Consider the following 17,599-nt stretch of genomic DNA (forward strand, 5'->3'; position numbering starts at 1 on the left):
TTTCCTTTTAAATTGAAGAAACTATCCTATTTATTACTCCCCCTGTGATTATTCATGCATAATTTGCTCTTCAGCAGAATTAGTGAACTCGTTACACTCGGTTTGAATAAATAGGAAGTTTCATATAATTTAACTCAAAAATTCCTTCGCCCGTTCAATGGCTGTTTTTAATCCTGCAGAATTTTTACCTCCCGCTGTCGCAAAGAAAGGTTGTCCCCCGCCACCACCTTGGATATCTTTTGCCAGATCACGAACAATGTTACTGGCATTTAAACCTTTTTCTTTTGCTAAATCATCCGAAATTACAACGGTCAAACTTGGCTTTCCATCGAATTCCGCTCCAATAACCAAAAATAAATTATTGACAGCTCCCTTTACTGCATAAGCTAAGGTTTTAACCGCTTCTGCATTCGGCAGATCCACCAACGTCGACAAGAAGTTGATATCGCCGACCTGTTCGATCTTTGCTTCCAGCTCTGATTTCAATGCTAAAGATTTTTCAGTAATGCTTTTTTCAATTTCTTTTTTCAGCGCTCCATTTTCGTCAATGATCTTACCCAAAGCAGACACAAAGTCCTTTGGACTATTCATCAGTTCTTTTAGATGCTGTACCAATTCAAAATGCTCACGAATTACCGCCGCTGAGCGAGTTCCTGTAATCGCCTCAATACGACGCACCCCTGCCGCAACAGCTGACTCAGAAACAATCTTAAAGAATCCGATCTGACCCGTAGCTTTCACATGTGTACCACCGCATAGCTCTTTGGAGAATTGATCTTCAAAAGTAATCAAACGTACAAAGTCACCATATTTCTCACCAAACAGGGCGGTTACACCTGAATCCAAAGCCTGCTGATAAGGTACATTCCGTTCTTCTTTCAACGGGATATTTTTACGTATTTTGGCATTCACGATATCCTCTACCTGTTTGATCTCATCCTCACTCATCTTTGCAAAATGAGAAATATCAAAACGTAGTATATCAGCATTGACCAATGAACCTTTTTGATTTACGTGCGTACCTAATACCTGTTTTAGTGCAGCATGCAATAAGTGAGTTGCAGAGTGATTGTTTTCGGTATCCAGTCGTTTGGTAGCGTCAACCTGCGCAATAAAGGTACTGCTCAGATCCAAAGGCAATTTATTGGTAAAATGGACAAAAATTCCATTTTCCTTTTTCGTATCCGTAATGTATATCTTTTCACCTGTTTCTTCTGAGACAAGTTCACCAGAATCACCAACCTGCCCGCCCCCTTCGGCATAAAATGGGCTGACAGAAAGTACCAATTGATACTGCTCTTTATTTTTTGCGACAACTTTACGGTATTTTACGATTTCTGTTTTTGCGGTCAAGGTATCATAACCAACAAATTCAAAACCCTCATCATCATTGACTAGAATCCAGTCACCGGTGTCAATTGCTGTTGCCGCACGGGAACGATCTTTTTGAACCTGAAGCGCCTGTTTGAAGCCCTCCATGTCAACAGACAATCCTTTCTCTCGTGCTAACAATTCTGTTAAATCGATTGGAAAGCCGTATGTATCGTATAGTTCAAATGCAAAATCACCATTAATAACGCTATGATCTTCCACGTAATTTTCAAAACGCTGTACACCAGTGGACAAAGTTCTTAAAAACGAAACTTCTTCCTCTAAGATTACTTTTTGAACAAAATCCTGTTGTTGGATCAATTCATCGAATACGCCACTGAATTGTTCCGCCAAAACTGGAACAAGCTCATGAATAAATGGTGTTTTGAATCCTAAAAATGTATAAGCATAACGCACCGCACGACGTAAAATGCGGCGGATTACGTATCCAGCTTTATTATTAGAGGGTAATTGTCCATCTGCTATCGCAAAACTTACCGCACGGATATGATCAGATACTACACGCATTGCAATGTCAGTTTTCTCATCTAAACCATATTTTATCCCCGATTTCTCTGCAATAAAATCAATAGTTGGCGTAAAGACATCCGTATCATAATTTGAGGTTTTACCTTGAATACATCTGACAAGACGCTCAAAGCCCATACCTGTATCCACATGTTTAGCTGGTAAAGATTGGAGAGATCCGTCTTTCAAGCGATTGAATTGCATGAAGACCAAGTTCCAAATTTCAATCACCTGTGGATGATCAGCATTAACTAAGCTTTGTCCTGCTACCTGCGTACGTTCTTCTGCACTACGCATATCAAAATGGATTTCAGAACAAGGTCCACAAGGACCAGTCTCTCCCATTTCCCAGAAATTATCCTTTTTATTACCAAGCAAGATACGATCTTCAGCTATCCATTGTTTCCAAAAATCAAACGCTTCCATATCCCGGTCCAAACCTTCACTCGCGTCGCCCTCAAAAATAGTTACGTATAAACGATCTTTGTCAAGTTTATAAACTTCGGTCAATAGTTCCCAAGCCCAAGCAATAGCTTCCTTTTTAAAGTAATCCCCAAAGCTCCAGTTTCCCAACATTTCAAATAAGGTGTGGTGGTAAGTATCAATACCAACTTCCTCTAAATCGTTATGCTTACCCGAAACACGCAGGCACCGCTGCGTATCAGCCACACGTGGAAATTTAATCGACGCTTCCCCCAAGAATAAATCCTTGAACTGGTTCATCCCTGCATTGGTAAACATCAATGTAGGATCATTTTTTACAACTACTGGTGCTGAAGGTACTATCTGATGCCCCTTACTTTTAAAAAAGTCTAAAAAGGCTTGACGAATTTCTCTACTTGTCATTTAATTATCTAAAAATATGTGCAAACTTACTCAAAATTGGTCTGTTATGCAATGTAGAATACGAGATAATAACCCTGACACAATGATTTCAATAATGCTCAGTTTTCATAGTCAACTGACTTTTCAAACAAAAAAATCAGGACATAAGATTCAGATAGACAGGATTGTCCTATTTTCAGGATGACCGCAATTACAAATATGCATTAAATGCAACATTTTAAAAGTATTAAATGTTAGCCACCTTTGTACGATCAGGATCATATTTAATACGTTAAACAATAAAAACATTTTGACTGATAGCCATTCACAATTGCATTTGTTTTATTACATTTGATAGGGATAGAGGGCTCTAAAAAATTAATAAAAATTAAATCTGATGGCTTCATCACAACTAAACAAACAAACCGAGTGAAACGAGCTCATTTATACCGATGAGAACAACACATATAAATAATTTAAACAGATGAAAAAAAACATTCTACTACCGGTAGATTTTTCGGCTCATTCTAACAATGCGGTAAATTATGCTGTGAACCTAGCCATTCAAAAAGGCTACAGTATCCACCTTTATCACAATTATACCTCTGCTTCTGCTGTATTTGAGGAAGAAACTGATTCCATTGGAAAGCGAAGCCCCATATTTAAAGCTGATATCCTTATTAAGAATCTTTCAGATCAGATAAAATCGACACATGCTACCCTTGAAGTGACTACCCAGTGCGAACGTGGCATGATCACGGAAACTCTCCCTGAAATGGGCACACCTGATCGTTTTGACTTTGTCATCATGGGCACAAAAGGTATTACCAATGCTGATAGCCAACTTATTGGCAGCACCACTTACGTCATTAGCAAAAAAGCAAAAATACCTGTTCTGGCTATTCCGACAGAAGCATCATTCGAACAGGTTGATAAGGTTGGTTTATTGTCCAATTTCAAAGAAGAAGAAGTACAGACGGTCCAAGATTTCGTCAATATAATGGGTAAGGATTTTGAATTAAAGTTGATGCATGTTCATTATGATCATTCTTCGGAAAACCGGATAGAAGATAAATTGGAAGTATGGAAGTATAAAATCAAAAAATATATTGGCGTGACCAACATAGCCATTGAAGTCGACTCGATACAAGGCGACATTGAGGATCTAGACACTGTCCCCGAAGTGATCAATGAAATGATCCATACTGAAAAAATCAAGATATTACTCGTAACACGTTCAAGAAAATCCTTTTTTGAACGTACTTTCACCAGATCAGTGGCAAAAGCATTATTTAGCCACCCTTTAGTTCCAATATTTTTTACCAAAGCATAATTAAGTATATCGCTATGTCTAAATTATTAATACCTGTAGATTTTTCCGAAAATGCGGAAGTCGCAGCAAACTATGCAGCCCAGATTGCTCAGGAAACACATGATGAAATCACACTTTTCCACTCCTTCACTTCACATATCAACAAATTCGCAAATGCGAAGCATTTAGTAGACCCTACCGAAGAGGACGCCCGTCGTAAGATGGAGAAACTTGTCGCTGAACTTCTACAAAAATATCCTTCGTTAAAAATTTCAACCTTATTTACGAATGGAATTTTAGCCGAATCATTGGAAAAACAGGAGATAAAAGAGAACTACCAAACGGTGATTATGGGTACAAAGGGGGTAACAGGACTTGAATCTGTACTGATCGGAAGCAATACTTATGACGTCATTAAAGAGTCAAAAATCCCTGTATTAGCGATCCCAAAAAATGCTATAAAATTAAAAAAAGATAATATCGCGCTGCTGACAAATTTTAAACCAGGTGAACTGGAAGTCCTCAAACAAGCGATCCCATTATATGGAAAGGATTTTCATTTACAGCTTATCCACATCAACAAAAACGAACTAGAAATCAATATCTTAGGATCAAAACTTGAAAAATGGATTGAACAGATTATAGCAGAGACTGGTATTGAAGACATCTCCTACATCGTCAAAGCACCGAGCTATTTTGCAGGCTCACGGGAGAACATTGCCAATGGTATACATACGATTATTAGAGATGAAGATATTGATGTGATTTTGATTACAAAAAGTAGGAAAACTTTTTTTCAAAACATTTTTACTGAGAATATTGTTAAGCACATGGCTTTTGAAATTGAGGTGCCAAATTTTTTCGGTCGAGTAAGCTGACCAAATAATTTTTGGCAAATTTATTGCAAGAGTAGTCAATGAGTTAATTTAACAAGAATTTTATAGTAAAAAATTTCACAAAAACACATTATGAAAATTAGCCTTAAAAAATCAGGATTACTAGTAGCGGCAGGAATCATCTCAACCGCATCCTTTGCCCAAAACGCAAAGCAGTCATCAATTGAAGGCACTACCCCATTTGGTCCGGCAACACAATACAGGACTTGGTCTATCGGTGTAGGCGCCGGTGTTACAAGCTTGCAGAACATTGCTAAATTCAATAATGGAGGTTATGATAAATTGGACTGGAACTTAGGTTACAGTGCCTATATCAAAAAACAAATTTCACCTTCGTTCGGAATCAAGGCAACTTACTTTGGCGGAAAGACCTCTGGTTATGAGAACAGTGATAAACAAATAGGGTTTGAAACAAAAACACCTTGGTCAGTTGCATTATCTGGAGAGTTTATCGCAGCCAATACAAACTGGAGATTTTTCAATAGTTTTATTAAGCCATACGCGTCGATCGGTGTCGGGGTAATGAATGCGGAGACAGCAGCAATTGCGGGTGGAAACAAAGGTGAATATGGTGATTCATATTCTAAAATCTTTGTACCAGCAGACTTCGGTTTAAAATTTGCGGTTGCCAAAGGCATTAACTTCGAATTGGGCTATCAATTGAACTGGGCGAATCAACGTTTCAACAATCGTTACAATACAACTCCGCCGCAACAATATAAAAATGATTTGTTCACCTATGCTCACGCAGGTCTAGAGTTCGCTTTGGGTAGTGGTAGCAAACCAGCGTTGAGCAACTCAAATCCGGTAGCGACATTGGTAAATGATTACACTATAAAATACGATGATTTAAAAGCGCAGAATGATGCTCTTAATGCAAAAAATCAGGCTTTACAAAGTCAATTGGATGGTTTGAACAGTGATTTAAAAGATGATGATGGTGACGGTGTAGCAAACAAATATGATAAATGTCCGGAAACACCTTCTGGTGTACAGGTAGATGGATCAGGTTGTCCTATTCTTGTCAAAAACGAAACTAAAATCGTAGAAAAAGTTGTTGTTACAGAAGCAGACAAAAAAGTTGTTGCTGATGCGATCAAAAACCTAGAATTCGATTTGAGCAAAGCAACTATCCGTCCTACTTCATATGCAACATTAAATAAAGTTGCGGCATTGTTGATCGAGAAGAACTTTAGCTTGAAATTAGCTGGTCACACAGATAACACAGGTTCACGTGAATTGAACATGCGTTTATCAAAAGAACGTGCTGAGTCAGTGAAAGCTTATTTAGTATCTCAAGGCGCTAACGCTTCACGTATCGAAGCTACAGGTTACGGTCCTGACCAACCAATTGCATCTAATAAGAACGCTGCTGGTCGCCAACAAAACCGTCGTGTAGAGTTCACTCTTTATTAATCGATAATATTCGATCTATACAAAAAAAGGCATCACTCTTAAGTGATGCTTTTTTTGTATAGTTACATTACATAAGCTTACTTAATCGCTTCAGCCCGATGCTTAGCCAAAATAATCGTCAACACGGCTGCCGAGAAGGGAGTCAAAGTTATCCTTTATACGATTTACACAAACGTAGCAGCAACGTTGTTCCATATTCGGATTCCGACAATAGTGAGAGCATATTGAGTACATATCAAGTCAACCTTTTAATACGACATTACCCTGAAAACAAGCTAGCCACACAGCGCTTGACAACAGGAAAATAGTGTCTATTTGTACCCTAAAGGTATCAAAAAGGCGCTTAATACAACTCAACCCCTCCCCACTGATGCGAGAAAAATCCGCCATATTACAAATTTGACAAAAAGAAGGCGCTCTGCTATGATCAAAAAATAATAAAACGGGTTTATTTTTAAAATTTCAACAACGAATAGATGTATACTTCATAAAATTTCTTTTTGGCACCCGCATTTGATGAAAGCATAGTTCCCCCTTTGAAGTATAATACGAATAAATTTATTGCCCTATCAATGGCACATATTCCGATTCGGCTAAAAATCAATTATTTAAATTCTTTGATTATTCAAATATTATTCTTACCTTTGCAACGCCTTAGGCAATAGTGCCTATTGTATAAAATATTTCATGAACCCATTTTTAGAACTGGGAATCCGTGAGGAAGTTGTTAATGCCATCTCAGAATTAGGTTTCGAAAAACCTTCTGAAATTCAGGAAAAAGCCATTCCTGTTTTATTGACTGGTAACGACGATTTTGTCGGATTAGCCCAAACTGGCACAGGAAAGACCGCGGCATTTGGTCTTCCATTATTAGAGCAATTAGACTTTTCTCAAAAACACCCACAGGCATTAATCCTTTGCCCTACCCGGGAATTATGTTTACAAATCTCAAAAGATTTAGAAAAATTTGCTAAATACGTTGACAACGTACATGTTGTTGCTGTATATGGAGGTGCAAATATCTCAGACCAGCTACGTCAAATCAGACGTGGAGTGCAAATTGTAGTAGCGACCCCAGGTCGTATGTTGGATATCATTGGCAGAAATGCAATTGATTTTTCAAATGTTAAGTATGTTGTATTAGATGAAGCAGATGAGATGCTCAATATGGGCTTCAAAGAAGACATCAACAACATTTTGTCAGAAACTCCTGACGAGAAAAAAACTTGGTTATTTTCGGCGACAATGCCTTCCGAGGTACGTCGTATCGCAAAGAATTATATGACCGATCCTGTTGAGCTTACTGTAGGTACAAAAAATACCGGTAACGCCAACATTGAACACCATTATTATTTGATCAAAGCAAAAGATAAATATGCTGCGTTCAAACGTATTGTGGATTCAAACCCTGATATCTTTGGTATCGTATTTTGTCGTACAAAAATCGAAACACAGGATATCGCCGAAGCGTTGATCAAAGATGGTTACAATGCAGACTCGCTGCACGGTGACTTGTCCCAACAACAACGCGACAAAGTAATGAAACGTTACCGTGACCGTAGTTTACAATTATTGATCGCAACAGACGTAGCAGCTCGTGGTATTGATGTAAGTGATGTAACTCACGTGATCAACTTCTCTTTACCTGATGAAACAGAAAACTATACACACCGTTCTGGCCGTACAGCCCGTGCAGGTAAAACTGGTATCTCTCTTTCTTTGGTAAATGTAAAGGAGCTCAGCAAAATCCGTCATCTTGAAAAGATCATCGGTAAAGCTTTTGAGAAAAAACAAGTTCCTCAAGGTGCTGAAGTTTGCGAAAAACAATTGTTCTCTATCGTTAAGAAGATTGAAAACGTAGAAGTAAATGATGAGCAGATCAGTCCATTCTTGCCTGCAATTATGGAAAACTTGGAATCTCTTTCAAAAGAAGATATCATCAAAAGATTTGCTTCTCTTGAATTCAACCGTTTCTTGGACTATTATAAAAACGCTCCTGATTTAAATATCGAAGCCCGCGAAGGTTCTCGTGAAGATCGTGGCGATAGACGTGATGGTCGTTCTCGCGAAGGTTCAAAAGGTTATACGCGTTTGTTCATGAACTTAGGTTCAGTAGATGAGTTCTCTCGTGGAGACATGTTAGGCTTTATCTGTAACAATGCAAACATCTCAGGAAAATCTATCGGCAAAATTGACTTAAAAGGTGTCTTTACATTCTTTGAAGTTCAAGATGCTGAAGTAGAGAAAGTATTCCAAGGTTTCCAAGGTGTGGATTACAACGGTCGTCAAGTACGTATCGAAGTATCCGGAGAAGCAAAAAGCGAAGGCCGTGGTGGTGATCGTGGAAGAAGCCGTGGCGGAAGACGCGAAGGCGGATACCGTGGTGGTGACCGTGGCGGAAGACGTGAAGGCGGATATGGTGGCGGTGACCGTGGCGGAAGACGTGAAGGCGGATATGGTGGCGGTGACCGTGGCGGAAGACGTGAAGGCGGATTCAGCAGCGAAAAACGCGACCGTGGTAGCAATAGCGGAGGTTTCCGTGATTTCTCAGGTAAACGTAAAGAATCTAAAAGCAAATACTAGATTTAGTATTTAGATAAGCGTATAAAGACTCTGATTTGGAAAGCCCCGGCTTTGCAGATCAGAGTCTTTTTCATTTATAATTTCCCGACGGATTCACAACCAGTTATCCCTCTCCTCTTCCGCTTAATAAGCGATATTCCATTTCCCATCTGCTTTAATCTCCTCAAAAATCCGTAAATTAGCTCAATTATACGAACGGGATTTCCATCATGCTAACAGCAACACGATTATTTGATTTAGCCTACCTGCAACAAGAAACTGCGCCCGGCTTTCCTATGTTTTCCTACAAAAACGGAACAAATTGGGTAGCGGTAAGTAATACAGAATTTATCGAACAAGTCAATCAGGTATCCAAAGGTCTGATTACACTAGGTGTTCAAGCAGGAGAAAAAGTTGCTTTAATCAGTGAAAACCGTATCGAATGGAATATTCTTGATTTTGCAATCCAGCAGATCGGCGCTGTTGTTGTCGCGATTTATCCGAATATTTCTGAATCAGACTACAGGTATATATTCAACCATGCTGAGATCAGAAATTGTATCGTAAGTTCCATAAAATTATACACTAAGATCACTTCGATCAAAGACTCATGTCCGCTCTTAGAGCATATTTTCACCTTAGATAAAGAAGAGCATATACCACATTGGCAGCGTTTCGTAGCTGCTGGTGCTTCTGTCACTGATGAGCAGGTTCAGGGACTTCGAAATGCCGTCAATACCGATAGCCTGGCTTCAATCATTTATACATCGGGGACAACCGGAAATCCAAAGGGAGTTATGCTAGCCCACCGAAATCTATTGGCCGATACCATGAGCAGTGAATACTCCTTCCCTGTCGAACGCGGAGACCGTGCACTTTCCTTTCTACCCGTTTGCCATGCCTACGAACGTGTATTCCAATATGTCTATATGTATAAAGGCTTAACAATCTTTTTTGCCCAGTCGATGGATACCATTGGAGAAGATTTCAAATCAGTCCGACCACATATCTTTTCAGCCGTGCCCCGTGTACTTGAAAAAGTATATGAAAAAATTATTGCAACCGGTGAAAAGCTGACCGGATTCAAACGCAAGATATTCTTTTGGTCTCTTCGTGTTGGTGAACAATACACATTGGAAAACCGCTCTTGGTGGTATGATGTTAAATTAAGTATCGCACGAAAACTCGTCTTTTCTAAATGGCGGGAGGCCATGGGTAGCGACATCAAAGGGATTGCATCGGGCAGTGCAGCTTTACAAGAAAGATTAATCCGATTGTATATGGCTGCCGGAATACCTATTTATGAAGGTTACGGTCTGACCGAAGCAGGCCCTTGTATTGCCGTAAACTGCTTTAAAAGAGGGATGAAAATCGGTACAGTAGGTCTACCATTGATCAATATTGAAATCAAACTTGCCGATGATGGAGAGATTCTCACCAAAGGTGAAAACAATATGATTGGTTATTATAAAAATGACGAAGCCACTGCGGAGGTGCTCAAAGATGGTTGGTTATATACTGGAGATATTGGTCAATGGGTTGACGGCAAGTTTCTTAAAATAATAGACCGCAAGAAAGAGATGTTCAAGACTTCTGGTGGGAAATATATTGTCCCCCAACAGCTTGAGTCCAAGATCGTAGAATCTTCTTTTATTGAGCAGGTGATGGTAATTGGTGAGTCGCAAAAATTCCCTGCGGCTCTTATTGTTCCAAGCTATGTCAATCTGTTGGAATGGAGCAAGAACTCCTTCCCTTCGTTGGCAAAATTATCAAAAATAGAATTCCTGAACCACCCTGAAGTTAGGCTGCAGATTGAGTTCGAACTCAATCGCATCAATCAAAATTTTGGTAACTGGGAACAGATCAAGAAATTTGCAATTATTCCAAATGAAATGACAATAGAGACGGGTGAATTAACCCCCACCTTAAAGATGAAGCGGAAAATCATTCTTCAGAAGTATGAAAAAGAGGTTGAGGCGATTTACAATACTTAGTTAAATAAATAGACAAATCTATTTATCAGGGACAAACAATAAAGCATGTAAGATGTCGGGATCTGGATCAGGCTTTCGCCTGCAGGTTTAAATAAAGATCGGTATAAAACTAAACCAAGCCCTCCTACTTAAATATTAAAGTAAAAATCAAATAAGACCGATAAAAAAAAATAGCCTTTGTCAGAGACAAAAGCTATGTTATATCGTAGATTTTTTTACGCTTACGACTTCTTCGGCAGACGTTGACGAATTGCCTCATAGATCACTACCGCAGCCGATACAGACACGTTAAGTGAGCCTATTTCGCCATACATTGGTATCTTGGCAAGATTATCTGCAATACGAATTAAATCATTTGACACGCCGACATCTTCAGCGCCCATGATGACACAAGTAGGTACAGTATAATCCACGTCATAGATGCTTGATGTTGTTTTTTCCGTACTAACAACCAATTGCACACCTGAATCTATCAGAAATTTACCCACTTTTGATAGGCTGTCATGACGGCAGACCGGAATTTTATACAGTGCTCCAGCTGATGTCTTAATTGCATCCGGATTTATTTCAGCAGATCCTTTTTTAGGCACAATGATCGCATGCACACCTGAACATTCTGCCGTACGTGCAATAGCCCCCATATTACGGACGTCAGTCACCCCGTCTAACATCAAAAGTAAAGGAGTTTCACCCTTCTCATAGATCTGAGGTAAGAGATCTTCAATATTTTGATATGTAATTGGCGATATCACCGCGATAACACCCTGATGATTTTTCCGTGTAATACGGTTCAGTTTCTCAATAGGTACCTGCTGAAAAGCAATATCATGTTCTTTCAATAAGGACTTCAATTCCAGAATCAGACTACCGCTTAATCCGCGTTGTACAAATAACGATTCAATTTCTTTACCACTATCGATCGCTTCAATGACGGCACGGATACCGAATACCATCTGATTTACTTCACGTCTTTCGCCGTGATCGCGATCACGTCTCTGAAAATTTCCTTGCATCATAAAACTAAATATTACCTTCCAAATAGAAGAGATTGCAAAGGTACAAAAATTTGATAGGAATTAGAATGGAGATTTAGCTTAAACCTAAGTTAAACTCCTTACGCAAAGTATCTAAAAGCGGATTTTTGGTTACCATTGCCTGATACTTTTCCTGCGAAGTGTACGGTTTGCGGGAAACCGTGAATTCCATCATAACACCTTGCAGATCAAGCGCAAAATTTTGCAGCTTTACCCGAAGATAATTCAACACATCCACTTTCGCACTCTGCAATACATCCATCTGCACACCATTCTCGACATCAATCTCGATCAATGTACCCTTCAAGCGAGGTTGCGTCGTCGTCATCATCGTATAGAGATTGATTTTATTTTCTGTCTTCAACTGCTCAGCATAAGCGTTCCAGATGGTTATAAATTGATTAAAGCTTACCTCACGCTGTTCGGTACCTCTTATTAATTCAGGCTCATCACCTTCTTTGGCAACCGAGTTGTTGTCATAAATGGTGTTCAAATCCGGTAATGATGGAATAATCGCTGAAGCAGAGGATCCCCATCCCCCTTTTTTAACTTTTGGCGGCACATTTGAAACTGCTTCATTTTTTACCTCAGGCTTGACGGTCGAAGTCTGGGAATTGGAAACAGTTGCTGTCGGATTGGATATAGGCGCGTGAGTCAATACAGCTGGTGCTGATGTCGCATTTTGTCCCGTATTTCCAGAAGATGCTGCCGCAGAAGGGCTTTCCTTCGCTTGTGGGATTACTGGCTCAGGGAGTTTTTTTTTTACTCCTTCAGCATCTGAAGGAATCTGTACGGAACCAAGCTGGCTTAATTTAATGGCACTTGCGATGTGGCACATTTTTAACAAAGCAAGCTCTACCTGCAAGCGTTGGTTTTTGCTCGTCTTGTAATTTATTTCACACTGGTTTGAAATATTCAATGCCGACAATAAAAGCCCCGAAGAACCTTTTTGCGCTTGCTGTAAATATTTTTGTCGTATGCTATCGCTAACTTCCAATAGTTTTAACGTCGCGGGCTCTCGGGCCACCAACAGATTCCGGAAATGAGCCGACAAACCAGCAATGAAATGGCTTCCATCGAAGCCATGATTCAAAATCTCATTAAATGTCAAAAGCGTTTGCGCAGCATCTTCAGCCAAGATCGAATCCGTTAGCTTAAAATAATAATCGTAATCCAGAATATTTAGGTTGTCAATAACAGCCTGATAGGTTACATTTTTATTTGAGAAACTGACAATCTGATCAAACATAGACAAGGCATCCCGAAGACCACCATCTGCCTTTTGCGCAATGATATGTAAACCATCTTGGTCATAAGCGATCGCTTCACGGTCAGCTATTCGCGCCAGATGACCTGCCATGTCCTCCACCTTTATACGGTTGAAATCAAAAATCTGACAACGAGAAAGAATCGTCGGCAAAATCTTATGTTTCTCTGTTGTTGCCAGGATAAAAATCGCATAGGAAGGTGGTTCCTCCAATGTTTTCAAAAACGCATTGAAAGCGGCCTGTGAGAGCATATGCACCTCATCGATAATATAGATCTTGTACTTTCCTGCCTGTGGCGGTATACGGACCTGATCAATAAGGTTACGGATATCATCTACAGAGTTATTAGATGCGGCATCGAGTTCATGAATACTGAAAGAATTACCGTTTTGAAAGGATTTACAGCTGTCACATTCGCCACAAGGCTCAGTCCCGGGTAAGATCTGTTCACAATTTATTGTTTTGGCTAAAATACGAGCACAAGTAGTTTTACCAACACCACGTGGCCCACAGAATAAAAATGCCTGCGCCAACTGATTGTTGTGAATTGCATTCTTTAAGGTACCTGTAATGTGTTGCTGACCTACAACCGAATCAAAGGTAATCGGGCGGTATTTACGTGCAGAAACAATAAAATTATCCATTGCACGAAGATACGGATTTTATCGTTATTTTTCTACGTAACATTAATTTGTAGCGGTAGTAAATTGCGACACCGGCAAGGTATATTTTCATTTACTCCAATAAAAACAAGAGATTCCGGAGCAAAACATCCATAAACCGCTGGTAATTACGCCAAATCTCTATCCCATTAGTCATTACTTCACCGTTATTTAGCGCAAAGTGCTTCAGTCGTACGACATGCCCTTCTGATATCATCTTATCTTCAGACATTTTATTGATTTCCATTAATGATTTTATTGCTTCGAGGCAGGGGTTCAGCTATAATCCCTCCTTCTGAAAAAGAAACGGTACCAATCCCAAACACATGTTACATAAAGATATCAATAAGTTTGTGCAATTTACGATCGACTTATGGTGTTATAGATCCAACAACATACGGAAAGAGACATCCTAAAACCGAAATACCAACAGAATTCATGGCTTTATAGCATACCTATAATGCGCTTGTTTTTTGTGCAAGGGCGATAAAATAGACCAAACCCGAAATGCCAACAAAATATAGGGATCTGATTCACAGATATTGCAAATAAATACAACCTCAAGCATAACAACCCGTATCTTCACTGTAGTAAGGATGCACAGCATACAAAAAAGTATAGGCGTTATTTAAGAATATATTCAAAAATAAAGTTAAATTGGATTTTTAATCAAGTTATTGCCAGTGTAGATCTTTCTATTACATTGCTTGCATGTTAAATCAAAACGGAAATTATGAAATACATTCGTGCGAAAGCTAATTTTATTCGATATACTGATGAGAAACTGTTGGTTACGGCACACTATATTCTTATCAGATTAAAGGATTCGCCCGTATTTATAAACCCCACCCCTCCACTTTCAACCATTCAATCAGCCTATGAGGACTATTATCAAAAAGTAATAGCATCCAGAAATGGCAACCGACAAAAAAAAGCGTTTAAACGAGAGAGCAAGCAAAAACTATGTAGCTTATTTCAGCAGCTGGTGGTATATATCAACTTGATCAGCGACGGTCGGTTATCCTTGCTATACAGTTCAGGATTCCCCGTACTTGCCGAGAAGCGTAAAGGAAAAATTCCCGATCCACCTACCGCTCCCTTTCTTTGCGACGGAAGATCGAGTGGTGAAGTCACCTTTGGTTTCAAACCTGTTGGACGCGACATGTTCTATGATTACAGGTTTGCTTTACAGGTAGATTCTAAGGGGCTTCCCAACTGGGGTGAAATAGCGTACAAAACAAACTCATTCAAGACCTATCAAGCAGGATTTACGCCGGGACAATATATCTACTTCCAAGTGAGAGCTCGTAATAAATATGGAGCCAGTCACTGGACAGCCCCGATACTTTTTATGGTCAGATAATTGAAAAGTCTTTTATATCGCGATGGTTCGCAAGTATACTACCTTAAAGTATTTTAGACAAAGTCATTTTGAATTGTTAATTTTAGCGGGCTAAAGACTATTGGAAAACAACTTTATTAATTATTGATAAAAAGCAATATATCCCTGCATCAGGATACCTTTGGCTATAGCGGATAGTTAATAGCTTTCGTTAATCTTACAAAAACCAAATTTATGAAGCACTTAACGCACCTATTTTACGCTTTTTTATTGAGTACATTTTTATTTGTAGGCTGTAAAAAAGAAGACAGCTATGAAGAACTCACCAGTCTAGCAGATGATAAAATTCAGCAAGCCGTTAAACTAACTGAAAATCTTTCTTGCAATGATCTGAAGGAATGCCGTATTGACACACTTTATTATACCTACGTACCCGTACATCCGAGCTTCGAGCAGGCGTATAATAAATTACTTGCCGAGGCCGCAGATCTTAAAGAAAGAGCACAGAAAGTATATAAAGGACCGATTGTGTACGACAATAGTGTATCCCCTAATTATCTTCCACCCCATTTTGGGATACGTTGCATCGCTGGTAAACTGAAAGTCGCTTCGGCTAGAGATCTAGAATTATCTGAAATCAATCAACGATTGGTGGATCTGCTCCCCAAATTGCAGACATTTTTTGATGACGTTCTCTGCAACGACCCAAGTAAATGGCACATTGCTACCTTTCGCAAAGACTGTGAATTTATCCCCATACTATATACCTGCAAAGAAAATTTTGCTGTATTTGGCAATATGATGGAACAATATAAGCACTTGGATCATGCAAAAAGGGAATTAGACAAAAGCTTGAATTGTCCAGACAAAAATGACAAGCCAGCTAAAGGTGTTATTTGTGAAAATGGCAAGCCCAAAATTACTTATTAATGTCTTGATGCGGAGAAAAGCCCAGTCTTCCGAGGGAAGACTGGGCTTTCCGCTACAAAACTATTCAAACCGGTACCTCTTTCAAGGATTGACTTACGAATAAATGGCTATCCTTTTTTCATTTTATGTGATAAGACATATAAACTACCAACTATCTATTCTCCTTTAGGAGTCTCCTAATCTAACCCTAGGTTTCACCTACTATTTTCCTACTATTCACCTACTGTTGGCCTACTTCAGTAGGCCAACAGTAGGTGAATAGTAACCCAAAAGTGGGGTGGGGAGCGAATACGCTCATAAAAAGCAGCAAAGAACATAGGAAGTTAGTGCAATTGGCATTATCTAAAAATTGCTCATTCCGCATTCGGGACTCGTTCAGGACTACTTCGCCCCATATTCGCCTACCGTTTTACATTTCTCTACTCTTTCCCTACTGATTATGTAGGCAATAAGTGGAGAATGAGTAGAAAATCTATATGGGCATTCCGAAGATGGTACGGACAAGAGGCGAAGAAATACTGCACAAATAGCGAAGCAAACACCCAAAATTAGTACTTAAAAGCCAATTTTTTTGGTATCCCCCTTCCCTAACTTTGATTTGATAACATTCCAAAAATCAGGAAAATGAAAAAGCATACAGCGTCATACAGCCATTGTCCAGTTCGAGCATGCTCAATTTTTGTCCTTATTTCTCCAAAAGTGTCCGAATTTCTCACACGACGCAAGCATTTTCCTTAAAATCCAGTATTATGCATTTTGAATACTGGTGTAAAATGGCACAAATGGTCAATTCTTTTTACCCTTTTGGTCAAATTTAGATCTTGTATACACAATATATTTGGAATTAATTCAACAGTCACAGGAAGTTATGTCGATCAATTGAGAAGTAATGCAGTGGATTTAGGAATTAATTCCACATTATAAAACAATCACAAATTCTATGTTTGGAGTTATTTGATGAACAAGTGTGATATAGAACAATATATAGTTACAAACAAAGTGTTAAAAACAATAAAATGCCTAAAGTAAATAGTTAAACACACATATTAAATAATTAGCCATATTCCGGATGCTCAGTTTTCTTACTATTAGGCTTAGATAAAATTGTAAACAAACCAAAATAAGTATGAAGAAGACCTTCAAATTTATATTACCAAAAGTAGCGCTTTTCGAGGACGAAAAACATCCATTTCTGCCCCGATTACCTGATGCAAAACGTAATCTATATGAGGATACTTCGATACAGCTTGTGGAGGAATTTATAGATTACCGCCAAGTGATATTATATCGACTACAGGCGCATGTGTCCAATGATTGCATTGTTCAGCTGAAAACAAGCAAGCTGGACTTTCACCTCATTTACACCAAGAAAGCGACGGACGATATTATCATTCAAAAACATGGTACCAAAAACGAAATCGTACTCCCCCACGAACACAGCACATTTACCTACATCCCG

At 39.1% G+C, this 17,599-nt stretch carries 12 protein-coding genes; 8 read left to right on the top strand and 4 right to left on the bottom strand.

The genetic code is table 11. The features are described from left to right. Positions 1–129 precede the first annotated feature (129 nt). Positions 130–2,745, bottom strand: coding sequence for an alanine--tRNA ligase (gene alaS, locus AC07UV_RS23275; protein WP_495185474.1), 2,616 nt, complete (start codon positions 2,743–2,745; stop codon positions 130–132). A 463-nt stretch (positions 2,746–3,208) separates the two neighbouring features. On the opposite strand from alaS, the gene AC07UV_RS23280 reads away from it, so the two are divergent. The 5 genes from AC07UV_RS23280 (at position 3,209) to AC07UV_RS23300 (ending at position 10,904) form a co-directional block, all read left to right on the top strand. After that, positions 3,209–4,057, top strand: coding sequence for a universal stress protein (locus AC07UV_RS23280; RefSeq protein WP_495185475.1), 849 nt, complete (start codon positions 3,209–3,211; stop codon positions 4,055–4,057). Between the two features lie 14 nt (positions 4,058–4,071). Continuing rightward, on the top strand, positions 4,072–4,914 hold the full coding sequence (locus tag AC07UV_RS23285) for a universal stress protein (RefSeq protein WP_418360738.1): 843 nt from the start codon (positions 4,072–4,074) through the stop codon (positions 4,912–4,914). 90 nt (positions 4,915–5,004) lie between these two features. Continuing rightward, on the top strand, positions 5,005–6,348 hold the full coding sequence (locus AC07UV_RS23290) for an OmpA family protein (protein ID WP_495185476.1): 1,344 nt from the start codon (positions 5,005–5,007) through the stop codon (positions 6,346–6,348). A 687-nt stretch (positions 6,349–7,035) separates the two neighbouring features. Next, the gene (locus tag AC07UV_RS23295; RefSeq protein ID WP_495185477.1) at positions 7,036–8,931 is read left to right on the top strand and encodes a DEAD/DEAH box helicase; all 1,896 of its coding nucleotides are present in this window, start codon (positions 7,036–7,038) and stop codon (positions 8,929–8,931) included. Positions 8,932–9,140: 209 nt separating this feature from the next. Beyond that, positions 9,141–10,904, top strand: a complete 1,764-nt coding sequence (locus tag AC07UV_RS23300) for an AMP-dependent synthetase/ligase (protein WP_495185478.1) — start codon at positions 9,141–9,143, stop codon at positions 10,902–10,904. 221 nt (positions 10,905–11,125) lie between these two features. On the opposite strand, the gene rlmB is transcribed toward AC07UV_RS23300, so the two are convergent. The 3 genes from rlmB to AC07UV_RS23315 all read right to left on the bottom strand — a co-directional run bounded on the left by rlmB (position 11,126) and on the right by AC07UV_RS23315 (position 14,115). After that, complete coding sequence (rlmB, locus tag AC07UV_RS23305) at positions 11,126–11,920, bottom strand: 23S rRNA (guanosine(2251)-2'-O)-methyltransferase RlmB (RefSeq protein ID WP_495185479.1); 795 nt, start codon at positions 11,918–11,920, stop codon at positions 11,126–11,128. Between the two features lie 73 nt (positions 11,921–11,993). After that, positions 11,994–13,850, bottom strand: coding sequence for a DNA polymerase III subunit gamma/tau (locus AC07UV_RS23310; protein WP_495185480.1), 1,857 nt, complete (start codon positions 13,848–13,850; stop codon positions 11,994–11,996). 91 nt (positions 13,851–13,941) lie between these two features. Beyond that, positions 13,942–14,115, bottom strand: coding sequence for a hypothetical protein (locus tag AC07UV_RS23315; protein ID WP_495185481.1), 174 nt, complete (start codon positions 14,113–14,115; stop codon positions 13,942–13,944). A 486-nt stretch (positions 14,116–14,601) separates the two neighbouring features. Here AC07UV_RS23315 and AC07UV_RS23320 point away from each other — a divergent pair, with 486 nt between their 5' ends. From AC07UV_RS23320 to AC07UV_RS23330, 3 genes are all read left to right on the top strand, one after another. Next, a complete protein-coding gene (locus tag AC07UV_RS23320; protein WP_495185482.1) occupies positions 14,602–15,231 on the top strand; it encodes a fibronectin type III domain-containing protein in 630 nt (209 codons plus the stop codon). Positions 15,232–15,444: 213 nt separating this feature from the next. Next, positions 15,445–16,140, top strand: a complete 696-nt coding sequence (locus AC07UV_RS23325; RefSeq protein WP_495185483.1) for a hypothetical protein — start codon at positions 15,445–15,447, stop codon at positions 16,138–16,140. Between the two features lie 1,126 nt (positions 16,141–17,266). After that, on the top strand, positions 17,267–17,599 hold a 333-nt coding region (locus AC07UV_RS23330; RefSeq protein WP_495185484.1), incomplete at its 3' end, for a hypothetical protein.

Source organism: Sphingobacterium sp. GW821-FHT03E03, assembly GCF_059420745.1.

Bases quoted from the DNA above. Each gene is read 5' to 3' on its own strand.
- AC07UV_RS23285 (WP_418360738.1), top strand. From the start codon at position 4,072: ATGTCTAAATTATTAATACCTGTAGATTTTTCCGAAAATGCGGAAGTC.
- alaS (WP_495185474.1), bottom strand. From the start codon at position 2,745: ATGACAAGTAGAGAAATTCGTCAAGCCTTTTTAGACTTTTTTAAAAGT.
- AC07UV_RS23280 (WP_495185475.1), top strand. From the start codon at position 3,209: ATGAAAAAAAACATTCTACTACCGGTAGATTTTTCGGCTCATTCTAAC.
- rlmB (WP_495185479.1), bottom strand. From the start codon at position 11,920: ATGATGCAAGGAAATTTTCAGAGACGTGATCGCGATCACGGCGAAAGA.
- AC07UV_RS23300 (WP_495185478.1), top strand. From the start codon at position 9,141: ATGCTAACAGCAACACGATTATTTGATTTAGCCTACCTGCAACAAGAA.
- AC07UV_RS23310 (WP_495185480.1), bottom strand. From the start codon at position 13,850: ATGGATAATTTTATTGTTTCTGCACGTAAATACCGCCCGATTACCTTT.
- AC07UV_RS23315 (WP_495185481.1), bottom strand. From the start codon at position 14,115: ATGGAAATCAATAAAATGTCTGAAGATAAGATGATATCAGAAGGGCAT.
- AC07UV_RS23320 (WP_495185482.1), top strand. From the start codon at position 14,602: ATGAAATACATTCGTGCGAAAGCTAATTTTATTCGATATACTGATGAG.
- AC07UV_RS23325 (WP_495185483.1), top strand. From the start codon at position 15,445: ATGAAGCACTTAACGCACCTATTTTACGCTTTTTTATTGAGTACATTT.
- AC07UV_RS23290 (WP_495185476.1), top strand. From the start codon at position 5,005: ATGAAAATTAGCCTTAAAAAATCAGGATTACTAGTAGCGGCAGGAATC.
- AC07UV_RS23295 (WP_495185477.1), top strand. From the start codon at position 7,036: ATGAACCCATTTTTAGAACTGGGAATCCGTGAGGAAGTTGTTAATGCC.